This window comes from Desulfitobacterium sp. THU1, from assembly GCF_038181555.1.
In the GTDB taxonomy this organism is placed as follows: Bacteria; Bacillota; Desulfitobacteriia; order Desulfitobacteriales; family Desulfitobacteriaceae; genus Desulfitobacterium.
In genome coordinates this window covers 37,175-60,619 of sequence record NZ_JBBWUA010000017.1, presented here as the reverse complement: position 1 = coordinate 60,619, position 23,445 = coordinate 37,175, and the positions used below count along the sequence as shown (strand labels likewise).

21 protein-coding genes and 1 riboswitch are annotated in these 23,445 nt (G+C 42.6%); of the genes, 19 read left to right on the top strand and 2 right to left on the bottom strand.

All coding sequences use genetic code 11. The features are described 5' to 3' along the window. Positions 1-8: 8 nt before the first annotated feature. The 7 genes from AAC978_RS12735 to AAC978_RS12705 all read left to right on the top strand — a co-directional run bounded on the left by AAC978_RS12735 (position 9) and on the right by AAC978_RS12705 (position 8,774). The gene (locus AAC978_RS12735; RefSeq protein ID WP_341548441.1) at positions 9-911 is read left to right on the top strand and encodes a CPBP family intramembrane glutamic endopeptidase; all 903 of its coding nucleotides are present in this window, start codon (positions 9-11) and stop codon (positions 909-911) included. A gap of 119 nt (positions 912-1,030) precedes the next feature. Beyond that, positions 1,031-1,201 (top strand): hypothetical protein, encoded by a 171-nt coding sequence (locus tag AAC978_RS12730; protein WP_341548440.1) that lies wholly within the window; start codon positions 1,031-1,033, stop codon positions 1,199-1,201. Positions 1,202-1,516: 315 nt separating this feature from the next. Continuing rightward, a complete protein-coding gene (locus AAC978_RS12725; RefSeq protein ID WP_341548439.1) occupies positions 1,517-2,869 on the top strand; it encodes a YeiH family protein in 1,353 nt (450 codons plus the stop codon). A gap of 48 nt (positions 2,870-2,917) precedes the next feature. Next, a complete protein-coding gene (locus AAC978_RS12720) occupies positions 2,918-3,286 on the top strand; it encodes a hypothetical protein (protein WP_341548438.1) in 369 nt (122 codons plus the stop codon). A gap of 395 nt (positions 3,287-3,681) precedes the next feature. Then, on the top strand, positions 3,682-5,028 hold the full coding sequence (locus AAC978_RS12715) for a YeiH family protein (RefSeq protein WP_341548437.1): 1,347 nt from the start codon (positions 3,682-3,684) through the stop codon (positions 5,026-5,028). 202 nt (positions 5,029-5,230) lie between these two features. Further along, positions 5,231-7,411, top strand: a complete 2,181-nt coding sequence (locus AAC978_RS12710; RefSeq protein WP_341548436.1) for an ATP-binding protein — start codon at positions 5,231-5,233, stop codon at positions 7,409-7,411. Further along, entirely contained in the window at positions 7,377-8,774 is a 1,398-nt protein-coding gene (locus AAC978_RS12705) for a sigma-54-dependent transcriptional regulator (protein ID WP_341548435.1), read from the top strand. Before AAC978_RS12710 ends, AAC978_RS12705 begins: the two co-directional genes overlap by 35 nt. Before the next feature lie 19 nt (positions 8,775-8,793). Here AAC978_RS12705 and AAC978_RS12700 read toward each other — a convergent pair whose 3' ends face one another. Further along, entirely contained in the window at positions 8,794-9,144 is a 351-nt protein-coding gene (locus tag AAC978_RS12700) for a DUF134 domain-containing protein (protein ID WP_341548434.1), read from the bottom strand. A gap of 134 nt (positions 9,145-9,278) precedes the next feature. On the opposite strand from AAC978_RS12700, the gene AAC978_RS12695 reads away from it, so the two are divergent. The 11 genes from AAC978_RS12695 (at position 9,279) to AAC978_RS12645 (ending at position 21,609) form a co-directional block, all read left to right on the top strand. Continuing rightward, on the top strand, positions 9,279-9,641 hold the full coding sequence (locus tag AAC978_RS12695) for a NifB/NifX family molybdenum-iron cluster-binding protein (RefSeq protein ID WP_341548448.1): 363 nt from the start codon (positions 9,279-9,281) through the stop codon (positions 9,639-9,641). A 309-nt stretch (positions 9,642-9,950) separates the two neighbouring features. Further along, the gene (locus AAC978_RS12690) at positions 9,951-11,837 is read left to right on the top strand and encodes an aryl-sulfate sulfotransferase (RefSeq protein ID WP_341548433.1); all 1,887 of its coding nucleotides are present in this window, start codon (positions 9,951-9,953) and stop codon (positions 11,835-11,837) included. Between the two features lie 244 nt (positions 11,838-12,081). Next, entirely contained in the window at positions 12,082-13,764 is a 1,683-nt protein-coding gene (locus AAC978_RS12685; RefSeq protein ID WP_341548432.1) for a methyl-accepting chemotaxis protein, read from the top strand. Between the two features lie 79 nt (positions 13,765-13,843). Continuing rightward, on the top strand, positions 13,844-13,984 hold the full coding sequence (locus tag AAC978_RS12680) for a hypothetical protein (protein ID WP_341548431.1): 141 nt from the start codon (positions 13,844-13,846) through the stop codon (positions 13,982-13,984). 208 nt (positions 13,985-14,192) lie between these two features. Then, positions 14,193-15,641, top strand: coding sequence for a tryptophanase (locus AAC978_RS12675; protein WP_341548430.1), 1,449 nt, complete (start codon positions 14,193-14,195; stop codon positions 15,639-15,641). Between the two features lie 110 nt (positions 15,642-15,751). Then, complete coding sequence (locus AAC978_RS12670) at positions 15,752-16,129, top strand: pyridoxamine 5'-phosphate oxidase family protein (RefSeq protein WP_341548429.1); 378 nt, start codon at positions 15,752-15,754, stop codon at positions 16,127-16,129. 337 nt (positions 16,130-16,466) lie between these two features. Next, a complete protein-coding gene (locus AAC978_RS12665; RefSeq protein ID WP_341548428.1) occupies positions 16,467-17,939 on the top strand; it encodes a protein adenylyltransferase SelO in 1,473 nt (490 codons plus the stop codon). 170 nt (positions 17,940-18,109) lie between these two features. Then, positions 18,110-19,117, top strand: coding sequence for an arsenic resistance protein (locus AAC978_RS12660; RefSeq protein ID WP_341548427.1), 1,008 nt, complete (start codon positions 18,110-18,112; stop codon positions 19,115-19,117). Between the two features lie 6 nt (positions 19,118-19,123). Further along, positions 19,124-19,684: a class I SAM-dependent methyltransferase gene (locus AAC978_RS12655; protein ID WP_341548426.1), complete on the top strand. Its 561-nt coding sequence runs from the start codon at positions 19,124-19,126 to the stop codon at positions 19,682-19,684. 51 nt (positions 19,685-19,735) lie between these two features. After that, the gene (locus AAC978_RS12650) at positions 19,736-19,966 is read left to right on the top strand and encodes a glutaredoxin family protein (RefSeq protein WP_341548425.1); all 231 of its coding nucleotides are present in this window, start codon (positions 19,736-19,738) and stop codon (positions 19,964-19,966) included. A 191-nt stretch (positions 19,967-20,157) separates the two neighbouring features. Then, a complete protein-coding gene (locus AAC978_RS12645) occupies positions 20,158-21,609 on the top strand; it encodes a 4Fe-4S binding protein (RefSeq protein WP_341548424.1) in 1,452 nt (483 codons plus the stop codon). Between the two features lie 113 nt (positions 21,610-21,722). On the opposite strand, the gene AAC978_RS12640 is transcribed toward AAC978_RS12645, so the two are convergent. Next, positions 21,723-22,346: a class I SAM-dependent methyltransferase gene (locus AAC978_RS12640; RefSeq protein WP_341548423.1), complete on the bottom strand. Its 624-nt coding sequence runs from the start codon at positions 22,344-22,346 to the stop codon at positions 21,723-21,725. 322 nt (positions 22,347-22,668) lie between these two features. Next, a riboswitch (molybdenum cofactor riboswitch) is annotated at positions 22,669-22,799 on the top strand. A gap of 92 nt (positions 22,800-22,891) precedes the next feature. On the opposite strand from AAC978_RS12640, the gene mobB reads away from it, so the two are divergent. Beyond that, positions 22,892-23,407: a molybdopterin-guanine dinucleotide biosynthesis protein B gene (gene mobB / locus AAC978_RS12635; RefSeq protein ID WP_341548422.1), complete on the top strand. Its 516-nt coding sequence runs from the start codon at positions 22,892-22,894 to the stop codon at positions 23,405-23,407. The last annotated feature ends 38 nt before the right edge of the window (positions 23,408-23,445 follow it).

The window sequence follows — 23,445 nt, the reverse complement described above, 5'->3', positions numbered from 1 at the left end:
GAATAACCATGGAACGAAGACAGGAAAACAGAGCAACCAAGCAACGGTTAATCCTATTTGTTGTATCCGCTATTGTCTTAGGGTGGGCGACCTTTCTACTCATCCCATTTTTGGGGCTAACCTATGGGCAAGGGTTATCCATAGCGATTCTAGCTGGGGCAATGGTTACCCCGACCCTAAGCAGTTTATTGACTAGACTCATCACCAGAGAAGGCTTTCAAAAAATGTATTTGCGCCCCCATTTTAAGAGGAATATCAAGGGGTATTTGCTGGTGTTATTTGGCCCTACAGTTTTATTGTTTTTGAGTGGGGTAGTTTACTTTTTGATCTTTCCCGGAACCTTTGACCCTGAGCTGAGTGTGTTAACGGAAATGCTGGCCGCTAGTGACCGTGGTGGGATCTCTGCGCCGAATCTGCTGCTGCTGACCATTTTGCAGGTAGCTCTTCTAGGTCCGGTGGTCAATATTATTCCCACCTTGGGAGAAGAACTGGGCTGGCGAGGGTATCTTTTACCCAAATTACGGGAGTTATACTCCGATCGAGCGGCTTTGGTGATTACCGGGGTGATCTGGGGGATATGGCATCTTCCTGTGATTGTTATGGGTCATAACTATGGAACTGAGTATATAGGCTATCCCTGGCTGGGTATTTTGGCCATGATTATCTTTTGCGTCGTCCTAGGAATAGTGGAAGGTTATGCCACGATCAAAATGGATAGTGCCATTCCTGCGGCCATGATTCATTCTACAGTGAATGCCGGTGCAGCACTTCCTGTGTATTTGACAGTAAGCGGCTATAATCCGCTCCTTGGTCCGGCCATGACCGGTCTGCTGGGAGGAATTCCTTGGATTTTAGTTGCGCTTGTGTTGTTAATTAAGGTAGGAAAGCAGAAGACTGAGTCCATTCTTTAGTTGAGGGATCAGATCAATAAGCATGCCTTGCTTGTGCACTAATATTTAAGCATTTAAGCTGTCATTTTGCTGGAACCCGAAATATGATAACATACAAAAACTCTGAGGGGGAAGGCAAGATGACAAAGATAGAGGAAAAGTTCGACAGTCTCGTATGTGAAGTTTGTGGAGGTAAGGAAAAAGTTCAAGTGGTTACGGCGATTAAACCGGACTGGTCTGAGTCTTTGTATGTTCAAGAAGTTTATTGGTGTGTCTGTCGTGAATGCTCGGATAATGGAAGCTTCCTTTAGGAGTGATTTTGACTTCATTATCGGATAGTCTAGTCTAGTTCACATATCCAGTCATTGCCTAAATAGATAAGGTCTAAAATAAAAATGAGTGTTGATTTCTTGGGGAAATCACACTCGTTTTTTCTTGAATTCGTTTGTCTTTGGTTCTCCTATCTGCTAGACTAAACGGAGTATTACCTAAAAAAGATCATAGAAAAATTGAAAATGCTTAGATGATTCGTGGATTAACATGGATCATCTTTTTTGCTTGATAAATGAGCCGGGTTGTCCTAGTATTGTATTTAGTGATTGGAACTGTAAAGGAGAATTAGATAGATGGGTAAAACTACCCTCTCAAGGAAACGAACGACTCCTAAAGAGGGTTATTCGGCGCTTTGGAAAACAGAGGAATATTGGGCGGTATGGCTAGGTGTAGCAGTTATCCTATTGGCGATCATTCTTTTTTACCAGAAGAATACGCTTTTAACCTGGCTCGTTCTAAAAGTGCCACACTATAACGATTTCAAAATAGCTATTCAATATATCACGGATCATCTTAGCGCATTGCTAGTGCTATACTTATTTTTCCTTTGTTTGTTTGGGCTACCGATAAAGGCTCTTAAGCAAAAAATGTGGCCTTTTGCCTTAGGATTTACGGTTCTTTTTATCCTAAGTGTGGGAATTACAGTCTTAGGTTCCTGGGAAGTTATGAGGAAATATAATATTGAGACGCCTGTGTTGGCCTTGCTTGTTGGGCTTATTCTAGGTAATATCGTAAGGACCCCTAGTTGGATGAGCAATGCTCTTAAGACTGACTTCTATGTCAAAGTTGGCATTGTTTTGCTGGGGGCTTCACTGCCAATCACCCTAATTCTCCAAGCGGGTTTTACGGCTTTTGCTCAAGCCACAATTATTGCCATAGCGACCTTTATGACCATTTATTGGACAGCGACACGGTTTTTTGGGTTAGATAATCGTTTTGCAGCAACATTAGCGGCAGGAGGCTCCATATGTGGGGTCTCGGCTTCTATCGCTATTGGTGGAGCGGTTAAAGCTGAAAAAAAGCAAGTATCGATAGCGATTTCGCTGGTGGTCATGTGGTCTATTGTCATGATCTTTGTGCTACCGTTCGCAATTAGCTTGTTGGAGATTGCGCCAGGTCCGGCCGGAGCTTGGATTGGTACTGCTGCATTAGCAGATGCCCCTGGAATGGCTGCAGCCGCGGCTATTAATGAGCAAGCCATAAAGACCTTCACATTGATGAAAGTCGTTGGTCGTGATATGTTTATTGGAGTTTGGTGCTTTATCATGGCTTTATTTTCGGTAACGACTTGGGAGAAACGATATGTTGGTTCAAAACCTGATGCCGCTGAAATTTGGATTCGTTTTCCTAAGTTTGTCCTTGGCTTTATGATTGCATCGATAATCGTTACAGTTTTAACAGCCTTTGCAGATTCCTCGATGAATAAAGATATATCGACTTATATTATTAGCCCTATCGTAGAATTAAGAAATTGGACGTTTATCTTTACATTTCTTTCGATTGGATTAACTAGCCGTTTTCGTGAACTAACATCCATAGGCTGGAAACCGTTTGCGGCATTTACTACGGGGATTCTAATCAATGTACCATTAGGATATCTTTTATCCGTTATCGTTATGGGTAGCTATTGGATGACGGTAAGATAAAGGGAACCTGTTAGTCATCGGGAAAAAATAAGGAAAGGGGAATGCAGTATGCATCCAGATAATGAGACATGTGTTCAAAGAGCTCGTTTTTTATTTTATTTTTTTGAGAAGAAGGATTGGCAACCGGGCGAAAGGCCACCCCTTAATGATATTGTTAAAGTGAAAAATGTTTCCCCTCAAGCGGTTCGCAACTTTAATCAATTTTTGAATTGGCGACTAGAGCGTATCGCCCAAATGATGGAATTACTTAAAAATGCTCATGATGACTGGGCAGTCACCGGTTGGAAGGATCATATCTTAATGGAGACCGAATCTTTTGAGTTTAATAAGGCTTGCAAGATTTTAGAGGAGAATGGCTTTGGAGATGATGAATTTGTCTTAGATGTGGAATATACCCGTCTTTGGGGCGTTCTCTAAGCTTATATCCTAGAACAATGATACAGAAATCTCTCAGGGAACACTATTTACCTGAGAGATTTTTTTATTATTTGACAAAATGTCATGACAAAATGTCATGCCATTTTGTCGATTTTGCCATTTTGTCAAAAGAATATATAACAATAGATTAAACTCAAGGAAGCATTTAAAGCATAAGAAAACCCTATTAACTGTATTTGAAATTACTTTACTTCGTTTTAGGAAGGTTGGCATGAGAATTGCATTTAATTTGGGAAGAAGTACTTTGCTAAAGCATTATAGGTACTAGATTTCATATTCACATAGGAGGTGGTATGCCTAATCGAAGATACTGTTCGATCTGTAGCATTATATTTATTCAAAAGTCTTAATTAGGTATTGGAGGTTTAATAGTAATGGCTGTACAACAGGAAAAAAAGCCCACATCGCCTTCTGGAGGATTTTCAGCTCTCTTCAAAAAGGAAGATTATTGGGCGGTTTGGCTCGGACTTGGCATAGTACTTATCTCAATCCTTTTATGGGCAAGTGGAAGTTCGTTCATGAAAGGGATTGCTATTAAAGTGCCTACTTGGAGTGAATTCGGTACTGCAACAGAGTATTTGGGCAAGAATATCCCTGGAATTATTGGTTTATTCTTAGGTTTTTTACTTCTTTTTTCAATTGCGATAAAGATCTTAGGGCATAATGTTTCTAAGTTCGTTGTTGGTTTCGCAGTTCTCTTCATCTTTAGTCTTTTTGTAACAGTAATGGGTTCTTGGACTGTTGCTAAAGATTTTAACTTGGAAGCTCCGTTGCTCGCACTTGCTTTTGGGCTTATCATTGGAAACTTTGTGAAGATTCCTGCCTGGCTTGATTCGGCGCTAAAAACAGAGTTTTATGTTAAAACGGGTATCGTTCTCATGGGTGCAACCCTTCCCTTTACCCTTATTATGAAGGCTGGTCCTGTAGCATTTTTACAAGCTACAATAATTTCCGTAGTCACTTTCTCAACAATTTATTTCGCTGGAACACGATTATTCGGACTTGACCGCCGTTTTGCTTCTACTCTAGCAGCTGGTGGTTCCATCTGTGGTGTATCTGCCTCAATCGCTATCGGTGGTGCAGTTAAAGCAGATAAAAACTATGTGTCTGTAGCAATCTCACTGGTTGTGGTATGGGCTGTCGTTATGATCTTCAGCTTACCCATCCTAATTAAAATGTTCGGTATCGATGCTGGCCCTGCTGGGGCATGGATTGGAACTTCGGAGTTCGCTGATGCAGCCGGAATGGCCGCAGCAGCAGCTATCGGTGAGCAATCGATTAAGACCTTCACCTTAGTTAAAGTTGTTGGCCGTGATATGTTCGTTGGAATTTGGGCCTTCCTTATGGCCATTATCTCTGTTACCCAATGGGAAAAAAGAGTCGATGGAAGTAAGCCAAACGCTGGTGAAATCTGGGGACGTTTCCCTAAATTCGTTCTCGGTTTCTTCGTTGCCTCCATTATTGTCACGATCTTAGTTGCCTCTAATGGTGACGCTGCTCAAGCAGGCATTGAAGCAGCCGTAATTAAGCCTTTAAAAGAGCTAAGAAACTGGGCCTTTATCTTCACCTTCTTGTCCATTGGCTTTACGACACGTTTCAGAGATTTAACCTCAGTTGGTTGGAAGCCTTTTGCAGCATTTACCACAGGTGTATTAGTCAATGTTCCCCTTGGCTTCCTCTTATCCGTACTCGTTATGGGAAATTATTGGGCTAACGTTTAATTTATTGAAAAACTAGCTTGAAAAGGGATGGAGGCTCAAAAAGTCTTCATCCCTTTTTATTTACATGATAAACTAGAATAGATAAGTGGGGACAACCACGATCAGGTCATTGATTGAGCGCGACTTTCTTCAGAGTGGAAATTGGCCTCACTGAAGGTTAGTCTGTGACAACGGATAGGGTAAGTGGAAAGTAGGTAAGCGCGTGAAAACCAGCACTAGTCCTTGGTGGATGCGAATAAAGGCTCATGTTCTTCTCTTTGGTGTCTGCATGTCGATACTCCCTGTATTTTTTCTAGGGTATCTGAGCTTTACCTCTGTGAAGCAACATTTAGAAGAGAATATTTATGAACAAAATCATCAGCAGATTATAATGCTAGCAAGAGAATTAGAAGCGTTTTATACAAATCTAGAGATTACCTTAGCCCAAACGACAGAGGCCAATGCCAGGACCTTATTAGGCCAAGACCAAAGCATGCGTCGGATTGTGTTAGGTACCCTCATGCGAACTGAGCCTTTTATCGATGAAATAAAGGTCGCAAATCTAGATTATATGACCATTGACCATGTAGCACGAAGTGAGGATGTACCAAGGAATTTTTCTTCGGGAAAAATTGAGAATCCACTCAAAAATGATGAGTCTATCGGCTCAAGCCCTATGCTTTTTTCTCAGGATGGGCGACCGGCTATGTATTTAACTATAAAACTGAAAGACCCCCTAACTCATATGCCCTTAGGGTATCTGCAAGCTAAAATTGACCTAAAGGTAATCAACGATAGGTTTGTAAGTACGCAGCTTGATCCTTTAGAGTATATTTATCTTATTGACGAATCAGGGAATCTAATCGGTCATACTGATTTTAGCCTCGTTTTACAGCAGACCAAGATAAATAATGACTCTGTGCAAGGCTTCTTCGAGGGAGAAAACTATTCTTTCGGAAGTAGATATAAAAATATCCAAGGGATTTCTGTTATTGGGTCTTTTGTATCCTTAGACAATCCTAAATGGGCTATATTTATTGAACAGCCTACCAGCGAAGCCTTTAAGCCTATTCATAACTTTGCCCTAAAGCTTATCGTCATAGCACTCTTAATTATGATTATTGTTCTTATTTTGAGTATTGGATTTGGGCTAAAGCTTGTGGATCCGATCGAAAACGTGGAAAGTCGAGTTAGAGAAATCATCTCAACGGGTAACTTAGAAAATCATTTGCCTATTGAAAATCGAAATGAGATAGGACGTTTAGTCCAATCTTTCAATCAGCTACTGAATTTCTTAGATCAGAAAAATCTAGACCTTGAAGAGGAAAAGGAGCTCTTGACTACCGTCGTCGACGGAATTGGAGCGGGGATGATCCTTTTAAACTCCGAAAGAAAGATTATCTGGTGGAATCCAAAGTTTGTCGAATGGTTTGGCGATCAAATTATCAATTTACCTTACGACAATGTTGTTCGTAATGTTACCCTATCCTTTAATGGTGTAAGTCGCCACCTTCGCCAGATGGAATATAAGCTCTCACCTGATAACCCAGAAAATGCAGCCTATCTTCTGCTCATTGAGGATGTCACTCAAGAGGTAGAATTAGAGGCTAGAATGCTCAAGACGGATAAGATGGCTGCCATTGGTCTTCTGGCTTCGGGTGTTGCTCACGAAATCAATAACCCCTTAGCTATCGTAGCCGCTCATAGTGAAGATCTGCTTGATCGCCTTGAAGAAAAAGACCCTGAGCTTACGGATGAGGAAATTACCCAAGGTTATCATATAGTTTTAGAACAAATTGCCCACTGCAAAAAAATCACAGCGAATTTATTAGGCTTTGCACGTAAAAATCCAACAGAAGAATTGGTTGATCTGAAAGCAGCCACTTTGAAAACCTTAGAACTATTAGCCTATAGGGCAAAACAAAACAGTGTCTTGCTTAAGAATGAGCTTGAAGACGATTTATTAGTATGGGGAAATGAAAATGAGTGGCAGCAAGTCGTTCTTAATATTGTAACCAACTCTTTAGATGTATCAGATAGAGAAAGTATCATAGAAGTCAAGGGATATAGGGATATAGAAAAAGACAGCCCCGATACTATGGAAAATTACGAAAGTAGTACAGATGGTGTAAAAGAAGTCATAAGGATTGAGGTAAAGGATTATGGCCCTGGCATTTCGGCAAGAGATCAAAAAAGTATTTTTGATCCCTTCTTTACCACAAAATCCGTCGGTAAGGGAACAGGGTTGGGATTGTTTGTGTGTTATGAAATTATTCGTAAAATGCGTGGTACAATAGAAGTTGAAAGTATTGAAGGTGAAGGAACCCTTGTAAGAATGACGATACCCCTTCATAAAGAGGTGAGCTTAAATGAAACGCATACAGAAGGTTCTGATCTTAGATGATCAGGATGCTTTACGTGAGATAATCGCCAAAAGATTAAAGCGTAAAGGTTATGAAGTAATACAAGCAGGGACAGCTGCCGAAGGACTAGCACTAATAGAGGATACCTTGTTTGATACGATTCTGTTAGACATCAAATTACCGGATGGAGATGGACTGAATCTTTTGCCTCAGATTAAAGCGCTCCAACCAGACCTTCAGGTTGTAATGCTTACAGGGCATGGGACCATCGAGTCAGCGATAGATGCCATGAAACTGGGCGCCTATGATTACCTAACGAAACCTTGTAATTTATCAGAGCTTGAATTGACACTCCAAAAGGCGATGGAAAAAAGGGAATTGCTCCTTGAAAATACTGGACTTAGACAAGTAGTGCGTCGCCAAGCTTCCGGATTTACCCTTATTGCTGAAAGCCCGAGGATGCTAGAACTCCTCGAACTTACGCGAAAGGTGGCCCAGACGGATGCCTCAATCCTTATTCAAGGTGAGAGCGGTGTAGGCAAGGACCTAGTGGCTCAAGCGATTCATGCTTGGAGTGCACGCTCAAATAGCCCCTACATCCCTCTCAATGCAGGTGCAATCCCAGAGGCCTTGATGGAAAGTGAGCTTTTTGGGCATGAAAAGGGAGCCTTTACAGGAGCGGGAGCTCAGAAAATTGGCCTTGTTGAAATGGCAGACCAGGGAACCCTTTTTCTCGATGAAATTGGGGAAATGCCTTTAAGTTTACAGGTAAAGCTTTTGCGATTTTTGGAATCAGGTGAGTTTCGTCGTGTAGGTGATACTAGGCTAAGACGTGTTAACATTAGAGTCATTGCCGCGACTAACAGCAACCTTCAAGAGGAGATAAAGGAGGAGCGTTTCCGCCAAGACTTTTATTATCGCTTAAATGGTGTCACCCTTGGTGTTCCACCTTTGCGTGAACGGCGTGAAGATATTCTTCCCCTTGCGGAATATTTTCTTGAAAAAGCCAATAAAGAAGAGTTATCCAGTAAATCCTCAGTACTAGCTCCTGAAACAAAGCAAAGCTTGTTAAATTATGACTTCCCGGGAAATGTTCGAGAGCTTTCCCACCTTATAAAAAGAGGACAAATACTTGCCACGAATGGGGTCATTGCTCCCTCAGATATTTGGCCTGAAAAAGTCGAAGTAAACCTTAAGAACTCTATAGCGCTTGATCCTGTCGAGGGAATTAACTCTATTGCCCAAAGTGACAATCTCCTCAAGCTTGAAGAGGTAGAGAAACATTATATCCTGGCAACGCTGGAAAAGCTTAACGGCAATAAAGCACTGACCGCAGACCTTTTGGGAATTAGTCTGAGAAATCTATACCGTAAGCTTCAGAGCTATGAGAGCACTAATGGCTAATGCAGTTCAAATAGAAGATCTATAAGCATTTTCGTTTGTGACATCTAGGACACCTGAAAAGATGTTGTTCTTTCTCGTCACAAAGCTTATAGTCACCGCCTTCGATAAGTATTCTGTTCCCTTGGACTAAAGAGGTTGCTAGTTTCTTGCGAGCATCGTAATAGATTCTTTGTACTGTTGTGCGAGCAACATTCATACGCTCTGCACACTCTTCCTGGGTCATTCCTTCTAAATCAACAAGACGAATGGTCTCATATTCATCCACAGTCATGGTGATCATTTCACTTTCGCTATCGCTCATGTTAAGAGGTCCGAATAAGTTGTTTGCTGGTAAACAGCATACCTTCTTACACTTTCTGGGCCGTGGCATTTTTTCACCCCCGAATAGCTGAGTTATTGACATATGCCATTTATGAGTTTATTATTGTGGTTAAAGGGCATATGTCAATTATATTATAAGACATAAGGCTACTTTATAAAAGTGCTTTGGAGGAATGTTTAATGCTGAAAATTGCCTTACCATCGCGTCAGAATCGTATTGACGATCATTTTGGGCATTGTGAATACTTCACTATATTCACTGTCGATGACACGAGTAAAGAAATCCTTGATCAAGAAACTGTCGCTTCCCCTGCAGGCTGTGGCTGCAAATCAAATATCGCGCAAACCCTCTCTGAGAAGGGAGTAAAAGTCATGCTCGCTGGCAATATGGGCGAGGGAGCTGTAGGGGTTCTAAAAAACTCAGGGATAGAAGTTTTACGTGGCTGTTCAGGTGATGTTAAGACGGTCGCTCTCCAATGGCTGGAAGGATCACTAAAGGATTCCGGGGACTCATGCCACGCGCATGAACATAGTTGCCATAGCTAAAGAAGATTCCAAGAGAATTTGGCGACAAAAATGGAAACAACGATAGCTTAGCTTGCTTCTCAAGTAGCTAAGATATCGTTGTTTTTATTTGCTATTAATTAAAGAAGCAAGACTTAAAATATCTTTTATCTCAAATAAGAATTTATCTTTAAATCATAAACGAAGGTTTTCGCTCCGATGCCGGTGAGAGTGGTGTTAAAACATTTTCTTGTGGATAGACACCACGAATCGTTGTTAGAAGAACGCAACAACAGCATGTTAATATGTGAATGTCAGGGCTAGTATATTTGCGTTAGGAGTTGTGAGAAAATGGACAAAATTAAATACGACTTTGTACCCCACATCATTACTCGGCAAAAGGAGAGGGAACGGGCCTTCTTAGACGATTTCGAGTCCGGTCATTACACACTGAATAATCCACTGGTCAAAGTTAACCCATACGAAATTTGTCCTTTGACAGCCATGGTTATGTTTAAAACTCCGGTAGCTACTGAAGTTACGATCCTAGTAAAAGGTAAGGAACACCCCGGAGATATCCGGCATACGTTCCCGGCTAATACCACGCATGTTCTTCCGATTTATGGCTTATATGCTGGCTATGACAACACCGTTGAAATTATCCTGACTAACGGTAAGAGAAATTCTATGACCATTACAACTGAGCCACTACCTCAGGATGTAGTGCCTGCAACTTCGATTAAGACGACACCTGAGTATTTTGGGGACAACCTGATGTTCCTTACATCTGCCACGTCTCGGACGATGGCAGTGGGTATCGACTATGCCGGTGACGTTCGTTGGCACACCACGGTCGCTTTATCCTTCGATATGAAACGGATGCCCAACGGTCATATTTTGGTCGGTACCGAACGCTTAGTAAAAATGCCTTACTTTACTTCAGGGCTCTATGAAATGGCCTTTAGTGGTAAGGTTTTTAAAGAGTACCGCATCCCCAGCGGCTACCACCACGACCAATTCGTGATGGAAGATGGAAACATTTTGGTGCTTACCTTTGATGGTCATTCCCATACAGTAGAGGACATGTGTGCGCTGATCGACCCTAATACAGGGGAGATCTTAAAAACCTGGGACTATAAAACCGTTCTTCCCCAGGATGTGGCAGGTTCCGGCAGCCAGGATGCTCACGACTGGTTCCATAATAATGCGGTTTGGTATGACAAAAAGACCCATAGCCTGACCTTCTCCGGACGTCACCAGGATGCGGTGATCAATATCGACTTCGAAAGTGGTAAGCTGAACTGGATTATCGGTGACCCTGAAGGCTGGCCCCAGGAAATGGTGGACCGATACTTCTTCACCCCAGTTGGAGAAGGTCTTGAATGGCAGTACGAGCAACATGCCTGCGTCATTCTTCCTGATGGAGATGTCATGCTCCTCGATAATGGGCATTTTCGCTCTAAAAATAAGGACAAATACCTTCCGAATAAGGACAACTATACACGCGGAGTTCGCTACCGGATTGATACTGAGAAGATGACCATTGAACAAGTGTGGCAATATGGTAAAGAGCGGGGCGCTGAGTTCTTCTCCCCCTATATTTGCAACGTGGAATACTACGATGAAGGGCATTACATGGTTCATTCCGGAGGTATCGGTTATGAAAATGGTGAGACCTGTGAAGGAATGGCCGTTATTAAATCCACATTACCAGAATTCAAGGGCAATAAATTTGAGTTTAACTCCATAACCTGTGAATTAGTAGATGATGAGCTAGTCTATGAAATGCAGATTGTAGGCAACTATTATCGCGCAGAAAAACTCCCCCTCTACTATGCTAATGAAACTGCTGAGCTCGGGGCAGGACAAATCCTTGGTAGCTTGCTTGATACAGAAACAACGAAGATGAAAATCAAGGCCACAGAAACTGGCGAGCTTATTCCGGAGGATTATCTCGCAAACATCGTTGAAGAAGAGGATCGCTTTAACTTTAATGCGATAATGGAAACGGGTGAAATGGCCCAACTACTCCTGGTTAACGAAACAGGCGAAACCTTACGCTATCCTATTAACACCGTACCCCAAGTGTTCCAAGCTATGTGTGTTGGAACCTTCCAAAAGGAAGATCCACGTAACGTCGATACCTTCATCAATAAAACCGGCTTGTCTGGTAAATACCAAGTCAAATTGGTTGCGCGTGATCAAGTATTTGAGACGGGTGTGACAATAACCGCTTAAACATTAAACCGCGTATAGAAAGTAGGGCGTTCAATAACAAGGCAACCAAAGCCCTCGCTGGTAGATTTTTCATTCTTTCTACTCGCGAGGGCTTCTCTTGGGATGGTTAAGCTTTATGAAGTTTATATATGGGAAAATAAATATATCATAGAATATTGTGATATTTAGTAGAAAAATGAGGAAAGAAGTCGAATTGTGAAATCAATGAGGTACAACTTATAGGAAAAGCGGGGTATTGACTGATATGAAACTTTCAACAAAACTAATCTGGAGTTATTCAGCTCTTATTTTAATAATGTCAATTATAGTCGGTGTTGTCTATTATCAAGTGAATAACCTTGGGGAACTGGCTGAAGATGTTTCTGGATACCATATTGAGATGCAAAATACGGCCCAAGATATCGCCTTACAATTTGCACTTCAAACATCGGCTCAACGCGGGTATTTTAGCTCGGGTAACGAAAAATTTTATGACGATTTAAAACAAGCGATCAATAAGGCAAATGAAGACTTAAAGAAGCTTCAAGATATTGTATTACCGGAGGATAAAGAGCAGCTTGACGTCGTTGTCGCAGCAATGGCTGAATTTGCTCCCCATCAAGCCAAATTAATCGAATTATACCAAACAAACGGTGGAGTTGTAGCTAACAAATATGGATCAGAGGTTGCCTCAAAAGTTAATGCATCTACAACAAAAGCGCTCCAAGATTTTATCACCTATCAAGCTGATGAGTTGAAGAGTACAGAAATGGAAATGACGGCTCGTATTAGTCAACTTATTACAATGATACTTACTATCTTAGGGATTGCGGTTGTAGTAGCCTTGCTTCTTACATACTACATTCTTCGTTCTGTTAAAGGTTCTATTGCAAAGGGGCAGGCAGTTGCTGAAGCTCTGGCGAACGGTGATTTTACAGTTGAGGTCCAAGGCGGTAACGATGAAATTGGGCAACTCGTAAAAAAATTAGGAATTGCTTCAGATAATTTGAGGGAATTGATTAAGAAATCAATGGTCGTAACCGAAGAAGTTAATCATGGAACCAACGATTGTACTGAGGCGGTTTCAAATGTCGCAAGTAGTTCAGAGGAAATGGCAGCTTCGACGGAACAAGTATCGGCAGGTTTCCAAGAAATTGCAGCGGCTGCAGAAGAAATATCTGCTTCAAGCGAAGAACTCCAACGCAACATCTCCGAGCTTAAAGCTAAGGCAGATGACGGAAGTAATCAAGCCGATCAGATAGAAAAACGAGCCCAAGGATTAAAGAAACAAGCGATTGCAGCTCAAACTAAAGCAGCGGGTATCTACGAACAAGAAAAAGAATCCCTTGAAGTAGCGATTGAGAGATCAAAAGTCGTTCAGAAAATAGGCGAACTGACTCAAGGTATTTCGGCAATTGCTGATCAAACGAATTTACTCGCCTTGAATGCAGCAATCGAAGCGGCTCGAGCAGGAGAAAATGGCAGAGGGTTTGCAGTTGTTGCTGAAGAAGTGCGTAAATTGGCGGAACAGTCCGCCGCCTCGGTTGAGGAAATAGAAGACTTAGTGAATCATGTCATTGGAGCTCATGAGGACCTTTCAGAAGGGGCCCTAAGGACATTGCGCTTTATCAATGAGGTTGTCATACCTGACTATGATCAACTTGTAGAAACTGGGAACCAGTATCAGAACGATTCGGACATCGTATCCAGTTTGACCCATGAATTTTCAAGTACGACGCTAGTATTAGAAGAAATGGTTAAATCTGTGTCTGAAGCAATGAATAATGTTACCCAGACAATTAGCCAAGGAGCTGCCGGTGCAGAAGAGCTTGCTGCATCTGCCGCGACTGTATCAATAGAACTTGAAAAAGTTAACCAAGTTATGGCAAGCTTAAATGATAATGCAAACGAATTGGTGAATACCGTTGATAAATTCGCAGTAAATTAATCGGCAGGACTTTTACATGGAGGCACATCAAATGCTTAGAACAATGCCCTCCTGCGTGCGTTAAACGTTGGAGGGCATCGTGTTGTTTATCCAAGCTTGGTTTAAGCTCTTCCCTGCGCCTGTGATGGACAGCCTCGATGAAGTGGTACTACTAGCTCAAAAAGACGTCGCTCTCTACATGAGAGCCCATCGTAGTGTTTTGCAAAAAGTTATGCGTTAGATTATAATGTTAGTGTAGAATGGGTAGAACAGTAGGATGCTTTGCATAGTAAGATTAAATTTGAGTAGGTCAGTAGGACGGTAGATAGGTTTAAGGTGGTCTAAGTTTGTCCTGCACTCCTATGGGGTGCTTTTTTATTTGCCAGAGATTTTAGTCCGACTGAGCATCTCCCATCATCTACATAAAAAAAGAGAAGAGGAGTGTTCAAATGTCCAACGTTAAGTTTTATTCGGGTGAAAACATCCCCCTCGAAATGCATAAGGTTCGGATTGTGCAAAAATTAAATATCTGGCCGATTGAGCGGCGTTTAGAAGCTTTGCAGGAGGCTGGGTTTAATAATTTTCTCCTGAAAAACCGAGATGTCTTCATGGATATGCTGACCGATAGTGGGGTCAATGCCATGAGTGATAAGCAATTGGCAGCCATGATGGAGGCGGATGACAGCTATGCCGGATCAGAGACCTTTTCAAAGCTAGAAAATAAAGTTCAAGAGATCTTTGGTAAAAGCTTCTTCTTACCGGCCCATCAAGGAAGAGCGTGTGAAAATGTGATTGCCCAATCCTTTGTTAAGCCGGGATCCATCGCTATTATGAATTATCACTTCACGACCACCAGATCCCATATCGTGAGAAATGGTGGTCGTGTTGAAGAATTACTGAGTGAAGAAGGGTATCAAGTCAATAGTGAATGTCCCTTTAAAGGTAATTTGGATATCGCCAAGCTAAGAGCCTTGATTGCGGAAAAGGGCGCTGAAGCGATCTCCTTTGTGCGGTTTGAAGCGGGGACCAATCTTATTGGTGGCCAACCCTTCTCATTAGCTAATCTAAAGGAAGCCCGTCAGGTCTGCGATGAATTTGGGGTGATGTTGGTTTTAGATGCCAGCCTTTTAGCCGATAATCTCTACTTCATCAAGGTTCGTGAAGAGCAATGCCGGGATATGAGTATTCGCGAGATCACCCGCGCTATTGCCAATCAGGCCGATGTCATTTACTTCTCCGCACGGAAGCTGGGATGTGCTCGGGGAGGCGGAATCTGCACGAACAACGAGCAGCATTTTGCTAAGATGCGCGAGCTTATTCCTCTCTACGAGGGGTTTCTCACCTATGGCGGGATGTCCGTCCGCGAGATGGAGGCTATGGCGGTAGGTCTTGAGGAGACCATGGATGAGGATATGATCAACCAAGGCCCTCAATTTATTGCCTATATGACGGAAGAGCTACAGAAAAAAGGAGTTCCCGTGGTCACACCGGCGGGGGGATTGGGGTGCCATATCAACGCAATGGAGTTCGTTAAGCATGTTCCTCAGCAAGAGTACCCGGCAGCAGCCTTAGCGGCAGCCCTTTATCTGGTGAGCGGTGTGCGCGGTATGGAAAGAGGGACTATGTCTGAGGATAGGGATGCTAACGGTGTAGAACCTCTTGCCGACATGGAATTGGTGCGCCTAGCGATGCCCCGTCGCGTCTTTACACTTTCCCAGGTCAAGTACGCCGTGGACCGTATCGCTTGGCTTTATGAAAACCGCGAGCTGATCGGTGGGATGAAATTCGTGGAAGAGCCGAAGATTTTGCGCTTCTTCCTAGGAAGATTAGATACGATGACGGATTGGCCTACGGCTCTAGTGCAAAAGTTCAGAAGTGATTTTGGCGATAGTCTATAAAGAAGGATTATTTTTGATGTTTGGGGAATTAATATCCATTGACCAGTAAATCAGACTCAATAAGGTCTTACTGGATTTCTTGACAAATATCGTTTAAGGAGGCTCCCCAAATGTTGGATCAAAAGCTTTTAGAAGTGCTACAGCACCCTGCCGATGGAGCGATAGCTATCGTGACTCAAGGTGCCGGTGAACCCCATGTAGCCAATACTTGGAATAGTTATGCTAACATCACTGCCGATGATAAGCTCCTTTTCCCTGCTGCGGGGATGAATCAAACTCAGCAAAACATCGAGAAGAATAATAAAGTCCAACTTACTGTTGCCAACCGTCAGGTTCAAGGCAAAATGTATCCGGGAACAGGGTTCTTAGTCAAAGGCACCGCTCGGTTCATAACTGAAGGAGCGGAAGTTGACATGATGAAAACAAAATTCCCTTGGCTGAGGGCAGTGCTGGAGATAACTGTTGAGTCTGCAGTGCAAACTCTCTAGAGCTAAACCCTTAGAAATAAACCTCTAGAACTAAACCTCTACAGCGATATCTTAGAGATGAACTCTACAGCAAATCCTTAAGAGTGATCTAAAGCATGCGGATGCCGCATGCATGGAGTGACTTAATATTAGAAAAATAGAAGCGGCTGACTAAGACATCTACTTAGTAGCTGCTTCTATTAGTATTTCTCCTATGATATTTCTTCTATTGGTAATTATTTATTAGAATTATTGTGCTAAGCTCGTTTATTTGATTGCCTGAATTTGTTTGCCTGAAATACAAACAATAGATAGGTAAATATCTAGAGTCCATATTTTAAAAGGAGAATAGAAGACTATGATAGATGAGCAAGAAATACAAAAAGCCGGATGGAATTTTGACAATACCTATGCATCTCTTCCTAGTTTGCTTTATACGAAGCTTAGCCCAGTCCCCGTCAATTCGCCAGAGTTTGTTATTCTCAATGAAAGGTTGGCGGAGAGCTTGGGGCTTAATGTTCAGTCCCTAAAAAGTGATGAGGGTATAAGTGTGTTTGCCGGCAACAGGCTTCCTGAAGGGGCAGAACCTCTTGCCCAAGCCTATGCCGGACATCAATTTGGTCATTTTACCATGTTGGGTGATGGTAGGGCTTTGTTGCTGGGCGAACAGATGACACCCGAGGGTGGACGCTACGATATCCAGCTCAAGGGTTCGGGTAAAACCCCCTATTCCCGTGGCGGGGACGGCCGGGCGGCACTTGGCCCCATGCTCCGTGAATACATCATTAGTGAAGCAATGTTTGGGCTGGGCATTCCGACGACGCGCTCCTTGGCGGTAGTGACAACTGGTGAGTCGATTGTTCGTGAAACAATGCTACCCGGTGCGATACTTACCCGCATAGCCGCTAGTCATATTCGTGTAGGTACCTTTCAATATGTTTCACAGTGGGGTACTGTCGAGGATCTCAGGACTCTAGCTGAATATACATTAGAAAGGCATTATGGACATAGGGAGGCTAAAAATCCCTACCCAACCTTGCTTCAGGAGGTCATTAAGCGTCAGGCTTCACTCATTGCCCAATGGCAGCTTGTTGGATTTATTCACGGGGTAATGAATACCGATAACATGGTGGTTAGTGGAGAGACCATTGATTACGGGCCTTGCGCCTTTATGGATACTTATGATCCTGCGACCGTATTTAGCTCGATTGATCGTCAAGGTCGTTATGCCTATAGGAATCAACCCTATATGGCTGCTTGGAATCTCGCAAGATTCGCTGAAACCCTTTTGCCCCTGCTTAGTGCAGATGAGGAGGAGGCTATTAAGATAGCAGAAGCTGAAGTATCGCAGTTTTTTGAACTGTATCAAAGTAATTGGCTTAGAGGGATGAGAGCTAAGCTTGGTCTATTGAGTGAAGAAGCGGAGGATGAGTCTTTTATTAAGGACCTGCTTGATTTAATGGAAAAGCATCAGGCAGATTATACGAATACCTTCCTTGCTCTGACCTTTGATAACCCGGGGGATTCAGCTTTATTTAGCAGTGGGGAATTCGTCGAGTGGAAGGAACGGTGGCAAGGGAGAATTAATAGACAACAGGAATCAAGGGAGTCCTCACACCAGTTAATGAGAAACAGCAATCCTGCCGTCATCCCACGTAACCACCGGGTAGAGGCCGCCTTGGAAGCTGCAGTGGAAGAGGGAGACTATAGTGTATTAAGGCAACTACTCCAGGTCCTTGAAAACCCTTATGCGCACACACGGGAGCAACTTGAGTATAGTCAACCACCGGAACCTTCTAGCTGTGGTTATCGTACGTTTTGTGGTACTTAAGTCGTCCGGCACGCGGAATTCATTAAGCCGCGGAACAATAAAGGCTTTGATGAAAGTCAATCTACATATTGAATAAATATAGAATATATATTATCATACCCCTATGGGGTATATTTTTTTAAAAAATAATCTAGAAGTAAAACCAAGTTAGAGACGAGGAGGAAGGATAAATGAGTACAAATGAGCCAAGCTTTCTAAAAAAAGGGTTCTTTTGGCCATCCAAGAACATCGCTTTCGCCATTCCGATAATGCTGATCATTGGTTTTTTAGCTGGGATATGGGTGGATACGAGCATCCTCAAACAATGGGTTCTACCTATTACCATGCTGATGATCTATCCGACAATGATAGGATTTAAGGCTAAAGAAGTTTTCAATATGTCTCAGGGTAAATTGTTTCTAACAGTTATGGGGCTGAATTTCTTAGTTATTCCTGGGGTCGCGTATATACTGGGAACGGGATTCTTATTAAAAGATCCGCAGCTTTTTGCAGGACTCGCGATTACTGCGCTGCTACCGACAAGTAATATGACCATTGCTTTTACCATGCTGGCTAAAGGGAATGTGCCTGCAGCTATTCAGATGACAACCTCAGGATTACTTCTTGGGTCGGTTCTAGCACCGGGATACCTTTATCTTATGGTAGGCAAGTATGTTCCAGTGGATATTTTTCTAACCCTTAAAACAATTGCCTTAGTCATTATAATCCCATTAATTTTTGGAATGCTAACGTACAAATTTCTCATGAAGCGATACTCACAGGAGCATTTTCAGAAGAAGATCAAACCCTTCTTGCCTGCGGCAAGTACTTGGGGGATGCTGCTGATTATTTTCATAAGTATGAGTATGAATGCGAAACGAATTGCCCAGCATCTCGATATTTTCGCGATGGCTTTGGGTGTGCAGATGGTATTCTATGCCATTAATTATCTCTTGGCCATACTCGTCGGACGAAGATTCTTCAGCGAAAAGGATGCCTTAACCTTAGTGTTTTCTACCGTTCTCCGAAACCTTTCTATTTCGATTGGCTTGGCTGCGACAGCCTTTGGATCGAATGCGGCGCTCATGGTTTCTCTTGCCTTTTTAATTCAAGGGCAAGTGGCCGCCTGGTTTATAAAACTTAACGAGAAATATGGTTTCTTAAAAAGAGGTACGCCGATTAAAGTAGTAAAGGAGTAGTAAGCAATGAACAAACAACAAATGAAGTTAGAAAATCCAAAACGGCTTGAGGAGCTTAATCCGCAAGTGACCTTGGAGCGCATCGGGCTTAAGGGGAGCCATGTCTTATGTGATATTGGAGCAGGGAGTGGTATATTCACCCTTCCCGCTGCCAAAATGACCGAAAAGGTTGTTTATGCTGTAGAGGCAAATCCTGAGATGCTGAAGATTATTGAAGAGAAAGCAAAGGATGAGAAGATTAGTAATGTTGAATATATCTATGTCGATAATGGACGTTTTGATATAAAAGAGAAATCAGTCGATCTAGTCTTATTGGTTACGGTTTTACACGAGATCGAAGACAAATCCATCTTTATGAAGGAAGTAGAGAGACTGCTGAATGATCAGGGTAAAATTGCCGTGATTGAGTTCCACAAACACGAGACTCCCATGGGCCCTCCTATATCCCATCGAATCAGTAAAGAAGACGTTTTGGGTGTCTTAAATGAAATAGGTTTTGAAACACAGGATGATATTGAGTTAGGGGAGAATTTTTATTGCCTCACTTTTACTAGAAAAGACAAATAAAAATCGGATAAAACGTCATACTAAATACAACTCATGAAAGGAGAATTTAGTATGAAGAATGTAACCATGTTTACAACCAAAACCTGACCGCATTGTACTATCGCGAAGAAGTTTCTTTCGCAGAACAATATTCCCTTTGTTGAGAGGGATGTCAATGTGGATTCTGAGGCGCTTATGGAACTGCAACGAAGAAAGATTGGTGGAGTACCCACGTTCTTTATTGACGAAGAAGTTGTGGTAGGACTCGATAAAAATAAGATTCTAGAGCTAGTTCAGCATTAGGAAATCACTAGTTCTAGAGAAGTAGAAAATTAGGGTTCACGACACGGGTTGTACTTATCCCCCGTCGTAAACCCTTTTAATATTACGGCATAAATGTCATACTTCGTGCAAACTAATGACAAAGTCTTGCCATATTCACCCCCTATAATAACGAACATAAGATTTAAACGTTAATAGAGGGAGTGTTTTTAATGAGTTTGAAGACGAAACTAGACACCAAGACAAGCTTCAATCTTAACAAGGTCGCCAAGTGGCTTAGGCTGTTGATTTTGATCGGCCTACTCGGCCTCGTTACTTACGAATCCTTTATGCATCAAGTTCTTGGCGGGGGTAAATCCCCATCCGTGCATGCTTTATGTCCCCTCGGAGGATTAGAAAGTCTTTATACCCTTCTCTTTATGGGAAGCACTATCCAAAAAATCTATTCTGGAACTGTGGTTATACTCGTTCTAACTGTTGTCTTAGCCCTTCTTTTTCGACGGAGCTTCTGCGGCCTTCTTTGTCCCTTTGGCGCTTTACAAGAGCTATTTGCCCGTATAGGGATAAAGTTATTTAAAAAACGTCGAGTTGTACCCCAGGCCATTGACAGACCCTTAAGATATTTGAAGTATATTATATTAGTCCTTATGGTCGGCATGGCGTGGTACTATGGCACCCTTTGGATATCTCCTTATGATCCCTATGTAGCTTATGGGCATATTACATCGATTCCTGAAGCGATTGAAGAAGATCCCAAGTCGATTATCGGTTTTATTTTGCTTGGGATAACCGTCGTAGGGTCGTTGATTTATGATCGATTTTTTTGTAAGTATCTCTGTCCGGCAGGTGCCCTCTATGGGATCTTGGGGAAGTTTAGCCCTACGAAAGTCGTGAGAAATGAGAGCCTTTGTATAAACTGCAAAAAATGCAATAAGGTCTGTCCTGTTAATATCGATGTAGAAAAAGCGGTCAAAGTGACCGATGCAGAATGTATCAGTTGTAATGAATGCGTTCTCGCCTGCCCTAAAAAAGGTGCCCTAGAAGTTAAAGTCGCCCATAAGGTCAGCCACCCCTTGCTGACACTAGCCATAGTTGTTGGGTTATTCTTTGGGACGGTTTTGGTCGCCGATGCGACAGGGAACTTCCAGACCATACCTGCTCCTTTAAAAGAAGGGGAGATCATCCCTGTTTCTGAGGTCAAAGGGTATTACACCATTGAGGAAGCGGCCTCAGCGACAGGTTTATCCCTGCCCGAACTCTATGAAAAGCTTGGAATTCCGGAAAAAGTTGCCAAGTCTACAAAGATGAGCGAAATTTCTCAGGAAGCTCCGGAATATGACTTTGATGCTGCAAAAGAGAAGGCTGAGCTAGAGGAGAGCTCAGCTGTGTCTGAGGTGAGCAAAGAGGAGCAGGGGGTAAGCAATGGAGATTTACAGGCGGAAAAGTCTGAAGCTGATAATAACCCTAATAAAGTCGATGTGAGTGGGATTAAGGGTTCGATGACCATACGCGAAGCAGCAGAGAGCTTAAAGATGGATCTAAATGAGTTCTACCAACTTTTTAAAATACCGGATGGAGTTCCTGCTCAAACCCAAATGAAGTCGATTGAAGAGGTGTCGCCAGGATATAGTTTCAGTCAGATTAAGGAATATTTAAAACAATAATCATCGCCACCGATGCAGAAGCCACCATTATGGAGAAATATATGACTTTACAACGACAACATTTCGATTAGGAGGCAATTTCTAACTTTCAAGCATGGATGGGGAAATGCCAGCTAAATCGCCCGACAGATATACCATGACGAATGGGGACCCGTGGGGATGATATCAATTTGGTCAAAGACTTCCTTAAGCTCTGACTCCACTTGCTTAATAAAGTTGAAATAATCACCGCCCTCTAGGGTTTCTGCCATATCCGTGATGAAGGAGCGATTTTGGTTATAATCAATAAGGATCACATATTCTTTTGCCACCCTGTTCATCTCCCTGTACATGGCTTTTCTCTGCTCGGCATTTAATCCATGGGCAACAAAAGAAGCTAGGGTCACATCAAAGCTTTGATCAGGAAAGGGTAGGCCGGCTAGCACGTCGGCTCGCACGAGCGGAATCTCTAGATTGGCGAGCTTTTTTGTAGCGACGCCAAGCATGCCTCGACTGGGCTCCACCCCGGTAATTTCCCATCCCTGATTTTGCAGTACATAACATAAAGCACCTGTACCACACCCCACATCCAAGGCTTTTGGGCATATAGGTAAGGGGAACTCTTGCTTGACCTTTTCCAGATTCATCTGATACCTGCGAGTTTGATAATTAAAGTAAAGCCCATACACCGGCGCGATCCGGTCAAACAGAGTAATCCCTCGGTCGTCGTTGGTTCTGCTACTATTATTTTGTGCCATAGGATTTCTGCCTCCTATAGTTATTTTCACCGACAATATTTGTTTCCATTCTATCATTTACCAAGACACCATGGCGAGGAAAAAGCGCAGTCACCAATGCCCTCCTACGTGAGCAACACGTTTGGAGGGCATTTCGTCTATGCGTGAGTAAGACTCTCTTTTTCATATTGAAAAAGAGAGTCTCATTATGGAACGAGTTTGTAGCCTTTAGAAAAGCTAGAGCCCTGAGAAATAGCGATCTGAAGGGCTTTCGTTGACTGGCACGGTTCTTGCTATATTAGTGATTAAGTGCACTTGATTTCAAACCATTGGACCGTGAGCTAATTAAATAGCACTCCGAGCCTTATTGCCTACGGGTAAACTATGGCAATAAGGCCTGGGTAGATTACCCACAGGGATGATTGAGAAATCGAACATCCCCCCGATATGGAAAGGAGGAAATGAAGCCGATAAGGCACTTCTTCATGTATCTCAATTTTCGTAGAAGTGTCTTTCTTTATTGGGAAACTCAAAAGAATCCTAAACTATGTGAGGAGGCAGAAAAGATGATGAATGATAATACGCCGGTTATTTCTTTTGTAGCTCCATCTGGTACCGGAAAAACCACCTTGTTAGTAAAAGTAGTGGCTAGGTTAAAACAGGATGGGATAAAAATTGCTACTATTAAACATGATGCCCACCGCTTTGATATGGATGTGCCGGGCAAAGATTCCTGGAAAATGGCACAAGCAGGGGCCGATATAGTCATGATCGCCTCGGCGGAGAAAATAGCTCTTATTCAAAAGATTGATGAAGAAAAGGAGCTGGATGATTTAATCAGCCGAATCGATAAGGTGGATATTATTCTCACTGAAGGTTTTAGAATAAGTGGGAAACCCAAAATTGAAGTTCATCGTTGCGCCCGCAGCGAGCATCTTATTTCTGAGCCCCAGGAGCTCTTAGCCATTGCCAGTGATAAAGTCTGGAGTATCGGTGTTCCTTGTTACCACATTGAAGACGTAGAAGGCATTGTCAGGGCAATAAAATTTTATATGGAAACTTATAATAAAAATATTAAGTAGAGAGGAGGTCTTTGCTTAAAAAATGGAAGCAAAGTATA